This is a genomic window from Hyalangium sp. (genome assembly GCF_035629615.1).
Classification (GTDB): domain Bacteria; phylum Myxococcota; class Myxococcia; order Myxococcales; family Myxococcaceae; genus Hyalangium.
In genome coordinates, this window is the sequence record NZ_DASPHO010000137.1 from 12,986 (window position 1) to 29,394 (window position 16,409).

Annotated in this window: 18 protein-coding genes and 1 pseudogene; 2 read left to right on the forward strand and 17 right to left on the reverse strand. The window is 68.7% G+C overall.

Translation table 11 applies throughout. The features are described from left to right. Positions 1–6: 6 nt before the first annotated feature. The 17 genes from VD972_RS06775 to hisG form a co-directional block, all read right to left on the reverse strand. Positions 7–579, reverse strand: a complete 573-nt coding sequence (locus VD972_RS06775; protein WP_324982494.1) for a hypothetical protein — start codon at positions 577–579, stop codon at positions 7–9. 24 nt (positions 580–603) lie between these two features. Then, positions 604–1,245 (reverse strand): CHAP domain-containing protein, encoded by a 642-nt coding sequence (locus VD972_RS06780; protein WP_324982497.1) that lies wholly within the window; start codon positions 1,243–1,245, stop codon positions 604–606. A 252-nt stretch (positions 1,246–1,497) separates the two neighbouring features. Then, complete coding sequence (locus VD972_RS06785; RefSeq protein WP_324982500.1) at positions 1,498–2,004, reverse strand: MarR family winged helix-turn-helix transcriptional regulator; 507 nt, start codon at positions 2,002–2,004, stop codon at positions 1,498–1,500. A gap of 280 nt (positions 2,005–2,284) precedes the next feature. Then, positions 2,285–2,497 carry a hypothetical protein gene (locus VD972_RS06790; protein WP_324982503.1) on the reverse strand — a complete coding sequence of 71 codons (213 nt, stop codon included), beginning with the start codon at positions 2,495–2,497 and terminating at the stop codon, positions 2,285–2,287. Then, on the reverse strand, positions 2,494–3,435 hold the full coding sequence (locus tag VD972_RS06795) for a hypothetical protein (protein WP_324982506.1): 942 nt from the start codon (positions 3,433–3,435) through the stop codon (positions 2,494–2,496). Before VD972_RS06795 ends, VD972_RS06790 begins: the two co-directional genes overlap by 4 nt. Further along, the gene (locus VD972_RS06800) at positions 3,432–4,508 is read right to left on the reverse strand and encodes a hypothetical protein (protein WP_324982509.1); all 1,077 of its coding nucleotides are present in this window, start codon (positions 4,506–4,508) and stop codon (positions 3,432–3,434) included. Before VD972_RS06800 ends, VD972_RS06795 begins: the two co-directional genes overlap by 4 nt. Then, the gene (locus VD972_RS06805) at positions 4,508–6,484 is read right to left on the reverse strand and encodes a Tad domain-containing protein (protein WP_324982513.1); all 1,977 of its coding nucleotides are present in this window, start codon (positions 6,482–6,484) and stop codon (positions 4,508–4,510) included. The genes VD972_RS06800 and VD972_RS06805 overlap by 1 nt, the downstream gene beginning before the upstream one ends. Further along, entirely contained in the window at positions 6,481–7,206 is a 726-nt protein-coding gene (locus VD972_RS06810; RefSeq protein ID WP_324982516.1) for a TadE family protein, read from the reverse strand. The genes VD972_RS06805 and VD972_RS06810 overlap by 4 nt, the downstream gene beginning before the upstream one ends. A gap of 148 nt (positions 7,207–7,354) precedes the next feature. Continuing rightward, complete coding sequence (hisIE, locus tag VD972_RS06815; protein ID WP_324982519.1) at positions 7,355–7,969, reverse strand: bifunctional phosphoribosyl-AMP cyclohydrolase/phosphoribosyl-ATP diphosphatase HisIE; 615 nt, start codon at positions 7,967–7,969, stop codon at positions 7,355–7,357. Beyond that, on the reverse strand, positions 7,969–8,751 hold the full coding sequence (gene hisN / locus VD972_RS06820; RefSeq protein ID WP_324982522.1) for a histidinol-phosphatase: 783 nt from the start codon (positions 8,749–8,751) through the stop codon (positions 7,969–7,971). The genes hisIE and hisN overlap by 1 nt, the downstream gene beginning before the upstream one ends. Then, positions 8,748–9,512, reverse strand: coding sequence for an imidazole glycerol phosphate synthase subunit HisF (gene hisF, locus VD972_RS06825; protein WP_349256549.1), 765 nt, complete (start codon positions 9,510–9,512; stop codon positions 8,748–8,750). The genes hisN and hisF overlap by 4 nt, the downstream gene beginning before the upstream one ends. After that, positions 9,509–10,045 (reverse strand): imidazoleglycerol-phosphate dehydratase, encoded by a 537-nt coding sequence (locus VD972_RS06830; protein ID WP_324982529.1) that lies wholly within the window; start codon positions 10,043–10,045, stop codon positions 9,509–9,511. Before VD972_RS06830 ends, hisF begins: the two co-directional genes overlap by 4 nt. Continuing rightward, positions 10,042–10,755, reverse strand: a complete 714-nt coding sequence (locus VD972_RS06835; RefSeq protein ID WP_324982532.1) for a 1-(5-phosphoribosyl)-5-[(5-phosphoribosylamino)methylideneamino] imidazole-4-carboxamide isomerase — start codon at positions 10,753–10,755, stop codon at positions 10,042–10,044. The genes VD972_RS06830 and VD972_RS06835 overlap by 4 nt, the downstream gene beginning before the upstream one ends. Then, positions 10,752–11,345, reverse strand: coding sequence for an imidazole glycerol phosphate synthase subunit HisH (gene hisH, locus VD972_RS06840; protein ID WP_324982535.1), 594 nt, complete (start codon positions 11,343–11,345; stop codon positions 10,752–10,754). Before hisH ends, VD972_RS06835 begins: the two co-directional genes overlap by 4 nt. After that, positions 11,342–12,379: a pyridoxal phosphate-dependent aminotransferase gene (locus VD972_RS06845; protein ID WP_324982538.1), complete on the reverse strand. Its 1,038-nt coding sequence runs from the start codon at positions 12,377–12,379 to the stop codon at positions 11,342–11,344. The genes hisH and VD972_RS06845 overlap by 4 nt, the downstream gene beginning before the upstream one ends. Next, positions 12,376–13,677, reverse strand: coding sequence for a histidinol dehydrogenase (gene hisD / locus VD972_RS06850; protein ID WP_324982541.1), 1,302 nt, complete (start codon positions 13,675–13,677; stop codon positions 12,376–12,378). The genes VD972_RS06845 and hisD overlap by 4 nt, the downstream gene beginning before the upstream one ends. Continuing rightward, positions 13,674–14,531 carry an ATP phosphoribosyltransferase gene (gene hisG, locus VD972_RS06855; RefSeq protein WP_324982544.1) on the reverse strand — a complete coding sequence of 286 codons (858 nt, stop codon included), beginning with the start codon at positions 14,529–14,531 and terminating at the stop codon, positions 13,674–13,676. Before hisG ends, hisD begins: the two co-directional genes overlap by 4 nt. A 587-nt stretch (positions 14,532–15,118) precedes the next feature. Here hisG and VD972_RS06860 point away from each other — a divergent pair. Together VD972_RS06860 and VD972_RS06865 are read left to right on the forward strand one after the other, a co-directional pair. Continuing rightward, positions 15,119–15,847, forward strand: a pseudogene (locus VD972_RS06860) (trypsin-like serine protease); the annotation flags it as partial. Positions 15,848–16,175: 328 nt separating this feature from the next. Further along, on the forward strand, positions 16,176–16,304 hold the full coding sequence (locus tag VD972_RS06865) for a hypothetical protein (RefSeq protein ID WP_324982547.1): 129 nt from the start codon (positions 16,176–16,178) through the stop codon (positions 16,302–16,304). Positions 16,305–16,409: the final 105 nt, after the last annotated feature.

The following is a 16,409-nucleotide window of genomic DNA, read 5'->3' on the forward strand; positions in this document are numbered from 1 at the left end:
GAAGTGTCACCCGATAGGAGAACTTGGAGTGGTGTCAATTGTGAGCCACCGGGCGAGGCTCCCGAGCCCCACGGATGCCGTCAGGTAGAGAAAGGGCAGCCACGCTGGGATCCCGAGCACGAGCGCCTCGTGGTGGACGAAGACTCCCGCCTGCACGAGCGTGATCTCGACGACGGGCCCGAAGACGGCGGCCAGCGCAGCAATGAGCAACCCGAGCCACGTCCGGTCGCAGATTGCCCAGGCGGCTACGAAGATCGCACTCAAGACGGCGCACCGCACGGGCCAGGACCAGGGAACCACGGTGAGCCAGTAGGCCCCGATGAAGAGCCCCATGCCCAGGGCTACCTTCCACAAGGGGAGCGGAGGCTCATCCCGCGCGAGCAGCGGCCGCCCGATGCCCGTCCCATACGCGCCCGCGAAGAGCAGCGGGACCCACCAGGCCGCCTTGGCCACGAGGGGGCTCGTGTAGCTGATGGCACCGAAGTGCGAGTGGATCGCATCGAGCGCGGAGCCCAGCGTCGCGCCCAGGAGCACGAGGATGAGGGTGGCTCTTGCGACGCGCTGCCTGCGAGCGGGCATGCGCTCCACTCTATACCCCCGTGCTCAGCGCCGCACGGGAGCGCGGCGTGCCGTGCGGGCAGGCTGTGGCACCACCCACCGCTCGTCCACCGCCGCGAAGCCCACCACGAGCTCGCCGGCCAGCTGCGCCCGCCCCTTCCTGTCCGCGCGCCGCAGCCAGTCGTTGAGCACCCTGCCCTTCCCGTCCCGCCGCACGTCGCGCTGGTAGAGATGGAACCTCGAGCGCTTCACGCCGCCCCCCGCGCGGTGCACGAACGTCACCCGCCCATCCCCTGAGACTCGCTCCACCACGCCGATGTGCGTCAGCCCGTCATTGCGCCGCCCATCCCGGTTGCGGTCGTACGTCTCCTGGAAGAAGACCAGATCCCCAGGCCGAGGCTGCTGACGCAACACCCCCAGGGCCTGCGCCTTGCGGTAGATGGCCGCCACCCCGTTCTCGCCCGGCTGCGGGGCCTCCGGCATCAGGCTCAGCCCCGGCCTCCAGTAAGCGAGGTGGGTCAGCCCCGAGCAGTCGTCATTCACCTCGCGGCTCACCCGCGACAGCGACGGCAACCCCACCCACAGCGCGGCGCGCGACGCCGCCCTCCGCCCGATCTCCGTTCGAGCCCCCTGCGCCCCTCGGCGCGCAGCCTCGGCCGCTTGTCCGCAGAGGAGCACACCCAGCACGACCCCCAGTAGGAATCCTCGGTTCACGCCCAGAGTGCCTGAGCAACCCACGTGCCCAGCCCGGCCACGCCTGTGCCGTCCGGAAGTGGACGCCTCACGGGCCTTGCGGGCCAGCTTGTGGAACGGGCCTTCTCACTCCGTTCCCAAAAAACGGCCCACGCCACCGGAGCGAGCGCTCCAAGGTCCACCCGCCCCGGTGGCGCGGCCGTAGAGCTTCGGGACCCTGGGGCCCCAAGACTCACGCCCAGACGCTTAGCTATCAGAAGCTGACAGGGCCAGGGACTCCGAGTCAACCTGTTGGGTCGCCCGCCCGACTGCTTCAACCCAACGCTCGAGGATGTCCATGAGCGCGCTGCGATCCTCCCCCCCCAGGGGAAGCAGCAGCCGGGCCATCCGCTCCTGGACGACCCCATCCACCTGCTCGGCCTGCGCCCGCCCCGGATCGGTGAGCCGCACGCTCACGTGCCGGCGATCCTCACGGATGACCTTCACCCGCTGGACCCACCCCGCCTCCTCCAACCGATCGATCAGGCGGGACATGCGCGGCATCGCCACTCCCCCCAGCCGCTCCGCCAGCGCATTGATCGTCAGGAAGCCCTCTGCCCGAAGCCACCAGAGCGTCTCGAAGTGGAGCGGCTCGAGCCCCCCCTCGGGTGGGGCCGCGAGCGGGCTGGAGAAGATGCCCTGGCGGCCTACGTCGATCAGGAGATGACGCAACCGGGCCACCTGCACACGCACCTCTTCCGACAGCTCGGACATCGGGCAATCCTCCGTCACGGGCACCCGTGCCGGCCCCCTGTTGGCGGTCCAGCCGGTCTGAACTCGGGCCCGCTAAGGCCTCAACGTCCGGCGGCGGAGGGCATATCGGCCGGGTTTCCGGTGCCAGCGGGGGGAAGACCCTGCGGGTCCCTTACCGGGGCGACCTGCCCCAGCGCGAGCAGCTCGGAGACGGTGGCGAACCGGTAGCCCTGGGCCTTCAGGTGCTCGATGATGCGGCCGGCGGCCTCCAGGGTGCCAGCTTCGGGGGCTGCGCGCTCGCTCAGCCGATGGCGAGGTTGAGCGCGTAGAAGTACAGGTCGATGTACGTCTGCAGTGAGAGGAACAACGCCTCGGTGAAGGGCCAGGCGACAAAGGCGCCCAGGGCTCCGATCATCAAAATGGTGGCGATGGAGATGTACTCGCTCATCGCCTGGCCGCGAGCAGCGGCGGTGGGGCGGGTGCGCAGCTTCATCCGGTGAGCGCGCAGCTTCATCGCGTTGCCTCCTCCGCGGCCCGGGTGCCATGAGCCGTGACGGCGGTGCCCTTCCCCTGGACGGAGAGGGCAAGGTTCCAGGCGCGGCCCTGGCGGCTGGCAAAGCGCAGCGTCCGCGGGCCCGTCCCATCCGTGGCCGAGTCCTGCGCGTCGGCCTTCTCGGTGTAGCCGCGCTGCGCCAGGGCCTTTCGATAGAAGTCCTCCACGACGGTGGGGGCATCTCCGGTGTCGAAGCTCACCGTGAGGGTAGCGCTCCCCTCATCCCGAGCCATGATGGCCACGGGCCGGGTGCCGGGATAGAGGGGCAGATCGCCGGTGTCCTCGCGAGAGGTGCCCTCCCGGACCGCCTGCATGTCGGCTTGCCCGAGGACTACCGTGTTGCCCTCGCCTTCCCCGTGCGGCATCACCATCACCGTGAGCTGCAGCTCCTCCTCCACGAGGGTGGCGCTGATCCGGGGATAGGGCACCAGTTCCTTGGCGGTGGGCACGTCCGAGTAGGGCCAGCCCTCCCGCTCGAAGTGCCGAGCATAGAAGAGGAGCACTTCCCGCGCGCTCAGCTCCGTCTCGAAGGCGGCCAGGTTCATGGGCACGCCGTGGGCATCCAGCTGGTCGCCAATGGAGATGAGCGCCCCCGCCTTCTGCGGCAGCGGCAGCCGCTGTCTCAAGGCGCCCTGCCCCGTGCGCTTCACCTTCGTGAGCCCCTCGGCCAGCTGGGCCCGGCGCGCCGCATCCGCCTCCGGGGGACGCGGTGAGGGCGCAGGCTCGCGATCCAGCTCGAGCGCCTCGGCGAGCAGCTCCACGTCCGGAGAGGCTGGCGCCACGGGCTCGGCCTCCTCGCGCGCCTGATACGCGCGGCCGAGCACACTGCCCAGGAGCACGCTGACGGCCACGGCTCCGGCCAGCACGAGCGGGCGGGGTCTCTTGCGAACCGAGCTCACGGATTCTTCGGGGAGTCGAGGAAGTTGGGGGACCTGTGCCCGAGGTAATAGCTCTGGCTGCGGGCGGTGCTGTAGACGTGCCGATCGCTGGTGAAGGAGCCCTCGCCGTCGTCCCACGGGCTCACATGGGCCTGCGCCTGGCCGCCGTGATCGTTGTCGGGGTAGTCCCGCTCCCGGCTCATGTCATTGTAGAAGGCCAGCTTGTACTCCGAGGTCCGGCCCCAGTCCCCCTTCACCTCGTCCAGCATGAACCGCATCGCCTCTGTCACCTGCTGGGAGCCAATGCCTCCGGCGATGTCGTTCTCCCCGGCCCTTTCCCACTTGAGGTTGAAGACCTTCTCGCCCACCTTGTAGTACTTGGGGTTGTTGTCCGTGCCCACCGGGTTGCTGCGGCCATCCTCCAGGCCCCAGTCGTTGGTAAGGGTGATGATGCCCGGCACGTGCTCTCCCGCGCAGCCCCAGAGCGTGCTGCCGTTGCCACACACGGAGAAGCCATTGGCGAGCGCATCCGAGAGCAGGTTCACCTTGCTCGTGTAGCCACCGCGCATGTCCCGGGGCATGAGCTGGGGGGAGAACCTCACCCGGGCGCTGCACACCACGTAGCCGCCTCGGTGCAGGTACTCACGCGTCTGATAGGGGATCGCCTGATAGGTGAGCAGCGCCCGGTTCAGGATGTAGCGCGCGTCCATGGGCCTGCAGTCGACGTTGTCCAGCCGCTGCCGGCTGATCACCATCTGCTGCCCGTTGCCACCGCCGCGGTAGCTGTCCATTCCGCTCAGGGAGGCCTCGATGCGGTTCGCCGCCCTCTGGGTAACGTCCACGTAGAGGGAAGGATCCCCATCCGGGCCGGCCTCGTAGTCCTGCCCGTTGTCGTAGTCGTGCAGCAGGAAGCCGGTGATGTCCCACGTCGCGGAGATCTCCGCCTCCTGGGCGCGCGTGCCCGCGAGGAAGGCCTCTCCTGCGTAGATGGCGTAGAGCGCCGTGGGGATCAGCAGGAGCATGGACAGCGCCACTTCCACCGTCGCGGCGCCACGCTCCCGGCGCACCTGCCGTAGGGCTCGAGAGGAGAGCATCAGTAGTTCACCGCGCGCCAGCTATCGAGCTGGAGGAGCATGAGATAGGAGGGGGTGTGGGCGAACTCGGTCATGCGCTCGGCGTCCTCGGGCCTCACCGGGTGCAGCTTGGCCCGCCAGAAGGGGTTCCAGAAGTTGGGTGGCTCCAGGTACTCCTCGCCGGTCGGCTTGTGGAAGTAGACGAGCGCGCCGGAGTAGGCCCCCATGGTGTTCCCGGCCTGCGTGTCCCCCGGGGAGTTCATCGTCGTGAACTGGATCTTCCTGGGGATCTCCGCCTCGAAGTGGAAGTCCCACGGCCAGCGCTCCGGGTCCTTCACCGAGCGGGTGATGAACGACATGGTCCGCGGCATGTTCCACAGATCGTTGGGATTGCTGTTGACCCGGAAGCGCATGTGCCCGCGGTACACGCCGCGCTGCTGCTGGTCGCAGCCGATGTCATCGCACTTGCCGAACCCCGAGCCGTGCCCCGGCACCGTCATCAGGTCCGCGTGGAAGATGTGGTTGCTGTGCGTGGTGTTGTCGCCCGGCAGATCGTGGGAGGGGTCGGCGCGCCAGTCGTGCGGATCTCCCCACACCGAGTTGCGCCCCTCGGCGATCACCGTGCGCTCGCGCAGGCCCGCGAAGCGGCTCTCCACCCAACCGTGATCCTCGGCCGCGATCCCGTCGCCCTCTCCGAAGCCCGTCGAGTCGTGGCCGGTGCGGTGCACCTTCTCCGCCAGCTCCCGGCCGGACTTCGGCACCACGTAGTCCGGCCAGACCTTGCCCGGCGGAGGCGCGGGCATGTTGCTGTACACAGGGGGCCAGTAGTCCAGGAGCGGGCCAGGCTGATCGTTGAACTGGCCGGGATCATCCGCGAGCGCGCTCACCTTCAGCATCCGGGCCGTGCCCCGGTTCAGCACGACGTTGACGGGGTTGCCAAAGCCCGCCGCGGCCGCGAACTCCCGGGCCTTCTTCTCGAGCCGCTCGAAGTTCCTGTCCTTCTTGAAGCCGCGCTGGGTGATGAAGGCTGGGAAGCGCGTGCCGGCGAGGATCTCGTCGTACTCCTTGTGGGTGTTGCCCCGCAGCCCGTCATCCACCGACTTGGAGTAGTACCAGAGCGAGCGATCCCCCGCGCTCTTCTGGGCCGTGAGCCGCCGGTCCGAGAGCGACGCCAGATGCTGGGACAGCGACCTCCTGTCCACATCGAGAACCTTCTGCTTGAGATCGTCATACATCGTGTCGCGCCGGGTGGACGCGTTCAACACGGAGTAGTCCGCCGCCGACATGATGTCGTCCGCGTCCCCCGTCATCATCAGCCGGAGCTGGGACTCGACACCGAGCTGGTGGGCGCGCAGCAGCTCCACCTTGCGGAAGTGGTCACGGCTGCCATTGACCAGCATGTAGCAGGTGTTGCTGTTGCCCTTGGCGTGCCACTGGCGGTGGAAGAACCGGGCGCCGCGGATACGGTTGTCATCAATGGTGCAGGCATCCGTTCCGACACAGTCCAGATCCACCCGGCACTTCCAATCGCCCGGCGCCGGCGTGTCATCCCACACCCAGGTGCAGGGGTGGTTCTCGAGGCTGAAGTCGCTGTTGAGGTAGAGGTTCGCGATCTTCCCCAGGACCACCCGCTTCGGCCCGGAGGCGCGCTCCGCCATGATCTGGTAGTTGTTCGCGGCGGCGGCGAGCAGATCCTCCATGAAGGTGATGTAGCTCGTGTGAGCGTGCACCGAGAGGATGCTGATGTTGTGCGCGACGATGGCGCGGTTGCTCCACGCGTAGTAGTTGAAGGCGCGCGCCTCGGCCACCGCGAGGCTGTAGGCGGTGGAGTCCGCCACGGCCTGCAGCTGGATCTTGCGGCGGGTCCGCGTCCCGATGGAGAAGGTGAGGAACACCGCCACCGTGACGAACAGCATCACCAGCACGGTGAGGATCAGCGCCTGCCCGCGCACGGAAGGGCGGGCCACGGTAGGAGTGGGAGCGGAAGAAGGGTTCATCGGCACTCCCCCGTCAGTTGAGCCCCTGGGAGGGGATCGCTCATCATCCGCATGGACCAGGTGGAGACCAGCGGAGTCGTAAAGTAGTTCCGTCCGATGGCCTGCCGCACGATGCCCACGTCCAGGGAGATCTCGCTGGAGGTCTCGTTGGCGGCCTTCACCGCCCCTGCGGTGCGCCGCACGGGGGTGATGGGATCGGCCCCGGTCGCCCAGGCCTGCCCCGTGTGCGAGGCCAGCCACACCCGGGTGATGATCCAGTTGGCGAAGGGGATCTGGTACTCCCAATAGTAGGAGAGCCGGACGTGGACCTTCATCGGCTCTTCCGTGGGCAGGAGCTGCTGATCGAACGGCCGGCCCGAGTAGCCAGACACCCGGTAGTGGACGCGGACCAGGGGGATGGCAACCCCGGCGTTGGGGGGCGTGTTGCTGTTGAGCAGCATTCGCGCCGCGGACAGGAAGCGCTGCTGGTAGCTGCCCAGGCCCGCGCGGCTGACGGTGGGGACCAGCGCCATCAACCCCGCGCGCACCATGCGCTCACAGTCCAGGCGGTACACACTGGCAGAGCGCGCCACCTTGAACGCCGCGTACTCGTTGACCAGGCGGGCCTGATAGGCGAGCGTCATCTGCAGCACGCCCAGCAGCATGAACACCATCAACGGCAGGACAATGGCCGTCTCGACCGCAGCCTGCCCGCTCTCGCGATGATGCGCCGGCTGCCCCACTGCGCCTCCAAAACCTGAGAAAAAGAGGAACTAGGGGATATCCCTATCCCACCTCTTGCTCCATCGGTCATCTGGACGGTCCAAGTGGCCAGAGCCCTGCTCAAGGGGTCGGGGGTTTAAATTTCCAATATAGTTGCAATCTCCTTCCTCAGCGTGGGGGCGGTGCGGCGCGGCGGGCGAGGACCTGCTTCACGTCATCCAGGGTGATGCCCAGGGGGCGCACGGCCACGAGCAGGTGGTAGAGCACGTCCGCCGCCTCCTCCACGGCTCGGGCCTTGTCGCCGTCGGCGCAGGCGGTGACCAGCTCCGCGGCCTCCTCGCCGATCTTCTTGAGGCGCAGGTTGCGATCGTCCAGGAGCCGCCGGGTGTAGCTGGGCTTCTGGCCCGGGTCCGGTGCCTGGGCGGCACGCTCGGAGATCGTCGCGTCCAGCGCCACCAGCGCATCCAGCCGGCCGGGCCCGAAGCACGTCTCCTGCCCGGTGTGACAGGCGGGGCCGGCCTTCTCCACGCGCGCCAGCACCGCGTCCCCATCACAGTCCGCCGCGAGGGACACCACGCGCTGCACGTTGCCGCTGGTGGCGCCCTTGTGCCACAGGCCGCGGGTGCGCGAGCGGTAGTGCATCTCGCCGGTGGCCAGCGTGCGCTCCAGCGCCTCGCGGTCCGCGTGCGCCACCATGAGCAGATCGCCGGAGCGCGCGTCCTGCGTCACCACCGTCACCAGCCCGTTGCCCTTGGAGAAGTCCAGCTTGGAGAGGTCCAGCATCACGTCCTCTTCGTCGCGCCGAGCAGCTCACGCACCTGCGCGGAGAGCGCTCCGTTGGTCGCGATGCCATTGCCGCCGAACGAGGTGCGCGCGCCCGTCCAGTCGGTGAACACCCCACCCGCCTCGTCGATGATGGGCTGGAGCGCCGCCGCATCCCAGGGGGAGAGGAGCTCGTCCACCATCACCTCGGCGCGGCCCGTGGCCACCAGGAGGTAGCCGTAACAGTCGCCCCAGGTGCGATCCATGGATGCCTTCGCCGCGAGCGCACGCCAGGCATTGCCCCGCTCCGGGTACTGCAGGAAGCGCTCGTCCGTGGAGAGCACCACCGCCTGGGAGAGCTGCGACACGGAGGAGACCTTCGTGGGCTTGTCATTCCAGAAGCAGCCAGCGCCCGGAGAGGCCACGAGCAGCTCGCCCACGGCCGGGAAGTAGGCGGCTCCGGCGAGGATGCGCTCACCCTCAGCCACCGCCACCAGTGTGCCCCACAGCGGCACGCCGCGGATGAACGTCTTCGTCCCGTCGATGGGATCCAGGATCCACCGGCGCTTCGCCCCGACCCGCGTCTCGCCGAACTCCTCTCCGAGGATGCCGTCCTGGGGAAAGCGCGCCTCGATCCACTCGCGCGCGGTCTGCTCGGAGGTGCGGTCCGCGACGGTGACGGGCGTGCCATCTCCCTTGATGTCCACGGTGACGCCCTTGCGGAAGAACTCGAGCGCCACGTCACCGGACTTCCGAGCCACCTCGGCGGCGGCCTGCATCAACCCCTGCGCTTCCGTCGTCATGCGACGCTCCTGATCCTCAGGCCGCTCCCCTGGAGCAGCGTCTTGATCGCCCCGACGGTGGTGAGGCCGTCATGGAGGATTCCCGCCACCAGCGCCGCGTCCGCCTGGCCCTCCATGAGCGCGGCCCGGACATGCTCCGCGTTCCCCGCCCCACCCGAGGCGATGACCGGGACGTCCACCGCCTCGGCGACGGCCCGCGTCAGCTCCAGGTCATACCCCGAACGGGCCCCATCGCGATCGATGCTCGTGAGGAGGATCTCCCCCGCGCCACGTTTCACACACTCGCGAGCCCAGGCGACGGCCTCCAGCTCCGTGGGCGTGCGGCCGCCGCGGGTGTAGACGCGCCAGCGGTCCGCCTCGCGCCGGGCGTCGATGCTGGCCACCACGCACTGGGCACCGAAGCGGTCCGCGCAGGCCGTGAGCAGCTCCGGGTTCGTCACCGCCGCTGAGTTGATGCTCACCTTGTCCGCACCGGCCCGGAGCGCCCGCCCCACGTCGTCCACGGTGCGCACGCCGCCGCCCACGGTGAGGGGGATGAAGAGGCGCTCGGCGGTGCGCTGGACCACGTCCCAGAGCGTCTCGCGCTCCTCGGCGCTGGCGGAGATGTCCAGGAAGGTGATCTCGTCCGCGCCCTCGGCCTCGTAGCGCAGGGCCAGCGACACGGGATCGCCCACGTCGCGCAGGCCCTCGAACTGGACGCCCTTCACCACCCGGCCGCCCTTCATGTCCAGGCAGACGATCAGCCGCCGCGTGAGCATCACTTCACCTCCAGGGCGACCGAGCCCTTGGTGCTGAACACCGTGCCCGAGTCCACCAGGGCGTCTCGCAGCGCCAGCCCCACGGCCTTGAAGGCGGCCTCGGTGAGGTGGTGGCTGTCCTTGCCGCGCAGGACGCGGATATGGAGGGTCACCTTCGCGTGCTCGCAGAAGGAGCGCATCCAGTGATCGTAGAGCTTATTGCGCAGCGGACCGCGGTAGTAGAAGCGCCCGCAGGTGTCGATGGCCGCCTGCACCAGCGCGTCATCCATGGGGAGGGTGCGCTCGCCGTAGCGGGCGGCGGTGGGCGGGATGACCTGGTACACGGCGGTCCCCACGGCGATGGCCACGTCCTCCATGAGGTGGTGCCGGAGATCGCCGCGCGCGTGCAGGTTCAGGTCCAGCCCCGCGTACTTCGCGAAGGTGGCCAGCATGTGGTCGAAGAACTTCAGGCCGGTGTCCACCTTGGCCACGCCCTGACCGCGCGTCAGCTCCACGCGGATCTGGGTCTCCTTCGTCTCTCGAGTCACGACAGTCATGCGAACTCCCGTGCGACCGCGGCCGCGTCGAGCTTCCCGGTATAGAGCGCCATGCCGATGACGGCGCCATGGGCCCCGGCATCCGCCAGAGCCCGGAGATCCTCCAGGGTCGTCACCCCCCCCGAGGCGTACACACGGTGCCTGCTGCCCCGCACCACCTCCTGCATCAGCGGCAGATCCACTCCGCCCATCTGCCCCTCCTTGTGGACGGCGGTGACGAGCAGGCCTCCCAGCGGCAACGGCGCCAGCGCCGCGAGCACGTCGGCGACGTCTCGTGAGCTCCCGGCCGTCCAGCCTCGCGTCACCACCTCGCGGCCCTTCACATCCGCAGCCACCACCAACCGGCCGGGGAAGCGGCGGGCCACGTCGGACAGCCATGCGGTGTCTTCGATGGCCCTCGTGCCCACGACGACGGAGGAGGCCCCACTGGCGAGCACCGCCTCAGCCCGAGCCGTGTCGCGTACGCCACCGCCCACGGTGAAGGTGAGGCCCGGCTCGTGGCCCAGCAACCGGGTGATGGCCTCCAAGTTGGAGCCCTTGCTCAGCGCCGCGTCCAGATCCACCACGTGGAAGGTCTTGAAGCCGAAGCCGCGCCACTTCTTCAGCGCGTCGAGCGGATCGTTCACTCGCACGCGCTCGGCGTCGTACGAGCCGCCCACGAGCTGCACGCACGCTCCCTCGCGCAGATCGATGGCTGGGATGGCGATCACGGCGCGACCTCCTGGAGGAATGCCTGCACGAAGCGCACGCCGGATGCGGAGCTCTTCTCGGGGTGGAACTGCACGCCGAGCACCTTGCCTCGCCGTACCGAGGCCGGGAAGCGATCCTCCTCGTGGGAAGTCCAACCCACCACCTCTCCGGGCTCCTCGGCGCGGCAGACGAAGCTGTGCGCGTAGTAGACGGTGTCCAGCCTGGCTCCCTGCACCGCCGTGTCCTCCTCCACGGAGTTCCAGCCGATGTGCGGCACGTGCTTCGCGCGCAGCCGCGTCACCCGCCCTTTGAAGAGGCCGAGCCCGCGGCCCTCGCCTTCCTCGCTGCCCTCGAAGAGGAGCTGCATGCCCAGGCAGATGCCGAGGCACGGGAGTCCACGCTCGAGGGCCTGGCGCATCTGCTCACGGCCAGGCTCCAGCCGGGCTGCTGCCGCGCCGAACGCGCCCACACCGGGCAGGACGAGCACGTCCGTGTCGAGCGCCTTCACGGGATCCGTCTGCACGCGGACCTCGGCATGGGCTGCCGTGGCGAGCGCCTTGGCCAGTGAGTGGATGTTGCCCGCTCCGTAGTCGAACAAGGTGACTCTCACCGCCGTGCCTCCCGCAGCGCCTGGAGCGCCGCCTCCATCATGGGCCAGGGTCCACAGCCAAGCCGGAGCGCATCCCCTACCCCGGTCAGCCCCTGGAACGCCCGCACGTTCACGTCCAGCTCGCGCATGCGGGCGGCCACCTGGAGCGCGCCGGGGAGCGGGACGAGGACGAAGTTGGCCTCGGAGGGCAGTGGAGCGAGCCCCTGCGCCTTCAGCTCCGCCACCAGCCGTGTCCGGCTCTCCTTCGCGTCCTCGATCCGAGCCTTCACCCAGGAAAGGCCTTCCGTGAGCGCGGCGATGGCCATGCGCTCGGCGAGGCCCGTGTGCTTGTAGGGCCCGCGTGCCTTCTCGATCTCGTTCACGAGCTCGGGGCGGCCGAGCGCATAGCCCACTCTCATGCCCGCGAGGCCGAACGCCTTGGAGAGCGTTCGCGTCACGATCACGTTGGGCCGCGAGCGTGCCAGCTCCACAAGGCTGACGTCGGCGAACTCGATATAGGCCGCATCCAGGAGGACGAGGCCTGGGGCTGCGTCCACCAGCCGCTCGAGCGCAGCGAGAGAGATCCCCGTGCCCGTGGGATTGTTGGGCGAGCAGACGTAGATGAGCCGAGCCCCCGTGGCGAGCAGCCCGTCGACATCGGGCTCGAAGTCCGGCCGGAGCGGCACCGGGATGAACTGGAGGCCGTTCACCTTCGCGAAGTAGGACATCATCGAGAAGGAGGGCTCTGGGACGGCGATGCGCTCGCCCGGCTCCAGGAAGGCGCGCAGGGCGCAGTCGATCAGATCGTCCGAGCCGCAGCCCGTGGTAATCCAGGAGGGCTCGAAGCCGGTATAGGAGGAGAGCGCCTTCTTGAGCTCCGGGGCGTAGCTGACGGGGTAGCGCGTGATGGTGGAGGCGGTGAACTCGCGCAGGGCCCGCTCCGCGGCCGGGGGGATGCCGAAGAGGTTGGTGTTGTCGCTGAGATCCACTCGGCACTGCACGGCCGGAGGCGAGTAGAGCGAGATGCCCTCGTAGGAGGAACGGCGGGGAATCATGGCTTCCTCCAGGCGCGGGCAGCCTCGGCATGGGCAAAGAGCCCCTCACTGTCCGCCAACACGCCTACGTCCTCCGCGAGCCGTGCCGCCGCGTCCCGATCCACGCGCTGGTACGTGGTCCACCGGTAGAAGTCGAGCACGGACAGCCCCGAGTACGCGTGGCCCAGTCCGGCGGTGGGGAGCACGTGGTTGGCGCCTGTCATGTAGTCCCCAAAAGCAACGGAGGCGCGCTCCCCGAGGAAGACCGTGCCGCAGTTGCGCACACGATCCAGGTTCTCCTGAGGATCCACCGTGGCAATGAGCAGGTGCTCGGGCGCGAACTCGGAGACGAAGGGCCAGGCCTCCTCCAGCGAGCCCACGCTCAGCACGGCGCCGCGATCGCGCAGGGCGGTGGTGACGATCTCTCGCCGCTGGGCTCGGGCCGCAGCGCGCTCCACGGCGGCTGCCACGGCGTCGGCGAGCGCTGAGCCCACCGCCAGCGCCACGCAGCAGGCCTCCGGGTCGTGCTCGGCCTGGGCCAGCATCTCCCGCGCCACGGCCTCCGGATCCGCCGAGCCATCCGCGACGACGAGGATCTCGCTCGGCCCGGCGGGCGCGTCAATGGCCACCGCGTCCACCACCTGGAGCTTGGCTGCGGCGACATAGGCGTTTCCCGGCCCGACGATGCGATCCACGCGTGGCACGCTCTGGGTGCCATAGGCCATGGCGGCCACCGCACCGGCGCCGCCCAGGGCGAAGACCCGATCCGCGCCCGCCAGCGCCGCCGCCGCGAGCACTCCGGCCGAGGGCAGTCCCTCTGGCCCCGGAGGCGAGCAGACGATGACCTCCCCTACCCCGGCCACCTTCGCTGGCACGACGCCCATGAGCACGCTGCTGGGGTACACGGCCCGGCCACCGGGCGCGTACACACCCACGCGGCCGAGGGGATCGGGACGCCGGCCGACGACGATGCCGGGCTCTGTCTCCACCTCGGTGGCGTGAGGCCTCTGGGCTTCGTGGGCCTTGGCGATGTTGCGGGCGGCGCGCTCCAGGGCGTGGCGCACCTTCGGGTCCAGCGAGGCGAGCGCTGCCTCCCAGCGGGCCCGCGGCACCTCGAGCGAGGTAAGGCTCGCGCGGTCGAGCTCGCGCGCCAGCTCCAGGAGGGCCCGGTCTCCCTCCCGGCGGACACGGGCGACGATGTCCCGGACGCGAGTGGCGACCTGGGCGTCCGACTGACCCGAGCGATCCAAGAGGCGGCGCTTGTCCTCGGGGGACAGGGCGGAAAGCGAGCCGCGGTACTTGAGGGCTCCAGGGCTCACGGCATCAACCTCTCGATGCGGGTGACGAGGATGCCCTCACAGCCCAGGGCCTTGAGGGCGTTAATCGTCCGGTAGATGGTCTTCGCGGGGACGACGGCGTGCACGGCCACGTAGTCCCCGCCGTTCATGATGTCCACCACGGTGGGGCCATTGAGGCCCGGGAGCACGTCACGGACCTTGGGGAGGGCCTTCCGGGGCACGTTGGTCATGAGGTAGCGCTTGCCACGGGCAGCGAGCACAGAGCCCAGCGCCTGCTTCAGCTCCTCCAGATTGCGGGCGGTCTCCGCATCGTTGCGCTTGCTGGCCACGAGCCGGGCGCTCGACTCCAGAACGGTGGCGACCTCGCGAAGGCCGTTCATCTTGAGCGTGGAGCCGGTAGAGGTCAGGTCCACGACGATGTCGGCGATGCCCAGGTGGGGAGCGATCTCGGCGGCGCCAGATACGGGCACCACGGTGACCTTCTGTCCGCGCTTCGAGAAGAACTCCTGGGTGAGGCGGGGGAAGCAGGAGGCCACGCGCATGCCGTCCTTGACGCCGTCCGCGGAGGTGATGCCGCTCTCTTCACGGGCGGCGACCACGAGCCGGCACTTGCCGAACTCCAGATCCATGAGCAGGTCCAGCTCGCGGCCGGCCTCATTGACGAGATCCCAGCCGGTGACACCGGCCTGCGCGGCGCCGTCGGCGACGAACTCGGGGATGTCCTGGGCGCGGACGAAGATGGCCTCGAACTCGCCGCCGAGGGAGGCGGTGAGGGCACGCTCACCACGGATACGGACCTCGAGACCGGCGTCGTTGAACAGCTCACGAACCTCTTCGGAGAGGCGGCCTTTGTTGGGGAGGGCGATCTTGAGCATCGGGAGGCTTCCAGTGGGTTTGTGGAGAGAACGCGGAAACGAAAAAAGCCCGTCCTGGGGGACGGGCTCTCGGTCACTGCGGCAGGGCCAGGCGGATGAGTCGTCTCAGACAGTCATCCAGGCATGCGCGCGGCGAACGGTCCCGTCAGGGCCGAGCCGATGATGCGCATGGTGATGATGCACGGAGGTGAGACGCACGCTGACATGAGTAACGGAAAGGCCCCCGGCTCGTCAACCTCACCCTCTGGGCGCATGCCTCCCTGCCCCCGGGCCCTCAAGGAACACCGGCCCTCTCTCGCCCCCTCTCTGCTACGACACTCCCGCGCCATGGCATCGCGAGCATTGATCCTCCAAAGCATCGTGGTGGCGCTTGTGCTGGGCGGCTGCAAGAACCGCCCGGCAGAACCACCCAAGCCTGAGGCCAGCACCGTCGATGCTGGCACCCTTCCAGCCGAAGAGCCTCTCCCCTTCAAGGCACTCGGGTCCAGGCTGGCAGGGACGCTGGACGTGCGGAATCGCTATGCGTCCACCGTCCTTGTGGAGACTCGGGCCCCACGAAAGCGGGAGTAGACGGCCAATGCAGTGGGGTCCTGATCGGTCCTCAAGTGGTGCTGACCGCTGGGCACTGTGTCTGCACGAAGCAGGAGACCACCACACCCGGAACTGAGGGCAGGAGCATCCTTGACGGCTCTGCCTGCACGACCCATCCCACCGTGGAGACCGTCACCTTTAATCCACCCACCCAAGACACCGAACGCATGCCGGGGTACGCGAGCCAGACCTACGAAGGAATCGAGGTTCGGCCTCATCCTGAGTTCAGGCTGCTCCTGGACGAGCGAGGACGCGTCGAGGCCGTCAGCGCCGATCTGGCGATCATCCTCTTGAACTCACCCGTGGAGGATGCATTTCCTCCTACCCCTCTGGCGGATGTGGATGTTCAAGCCGGCGAATCCTTCCTGCTGGCTGGCTACACCTACGACAAGATCCTGGGTGGCGTCTCCGGTCAGCGCCGCTTCAACCGATATAAGATCAAGAAGATCATGTCTCCGGGCGATGACAGAGCTCTCTTCGAGCAACCGGGACGTGACCTCTACACAGGAGACAGCGGAGGTCCCTGTCTGCGCGAGGACACGAACGGGGCTGTCCTGGTGGGTATTTCGAGCCGAGGTTTCGGCGAGAGCCCCACCTTCACCCGCACGCATCCTTATAGGAACTGGCTGGCGTCCGAACTCGAACGAGCTGCCCGGCTCCACCCCGCCCTGACCCACGACAACAAGAAGCCCGCTTCCTCCGGCAATAGCGGTCCTGCCCCCTGAAGAACGCGCAGAGCGTGTTGAGCAGAGGGAGGCAGGCACAGAAGGGAGTGCTTCCCCAACCCCAGCGCCAAGCCCAAGGGCCCAAGGATGCTCGCGGTGAGGACGCGCTGGGAGGAAGCCGGAGCTGGTAGAGAGCCCACCCGAGGCTCCTTGCGTGCCGGCGGAGCCGCGGTCCTGGGCAAAACCGGGAACCCAAGCTCGCCGGGAGTCGCCTGCCGGGCGCATCCTGTGCCAACCTGTCTGCTTGTATGACAGGTTCGTTCCAAGTGCTGACAGCGGCTCCACGTCCACCTGTCTGCTTGACATGGGGGCCGTAAAGCAAGTGCTCATGGAGAAGGGCTTCTCCCTGGTGCTCTGCGGGCATGCGCACTCCAGCTGGTTTGCCGAGGAGCGCTGGCACAAGCACTCCGGGGAGCGAACGCTGCGCATCGCCGCGGCCCCTTCCCTGGGCAGCTAGGAGATCGCGGAGAACAACGGCTTCAACCTCGTGGAGGTCTTCCGTGATCGCGGCCAGGATGGGCGCCCTCAGTACGAGCTCAGAGTCCGGCGCTTCGTCCGCAAG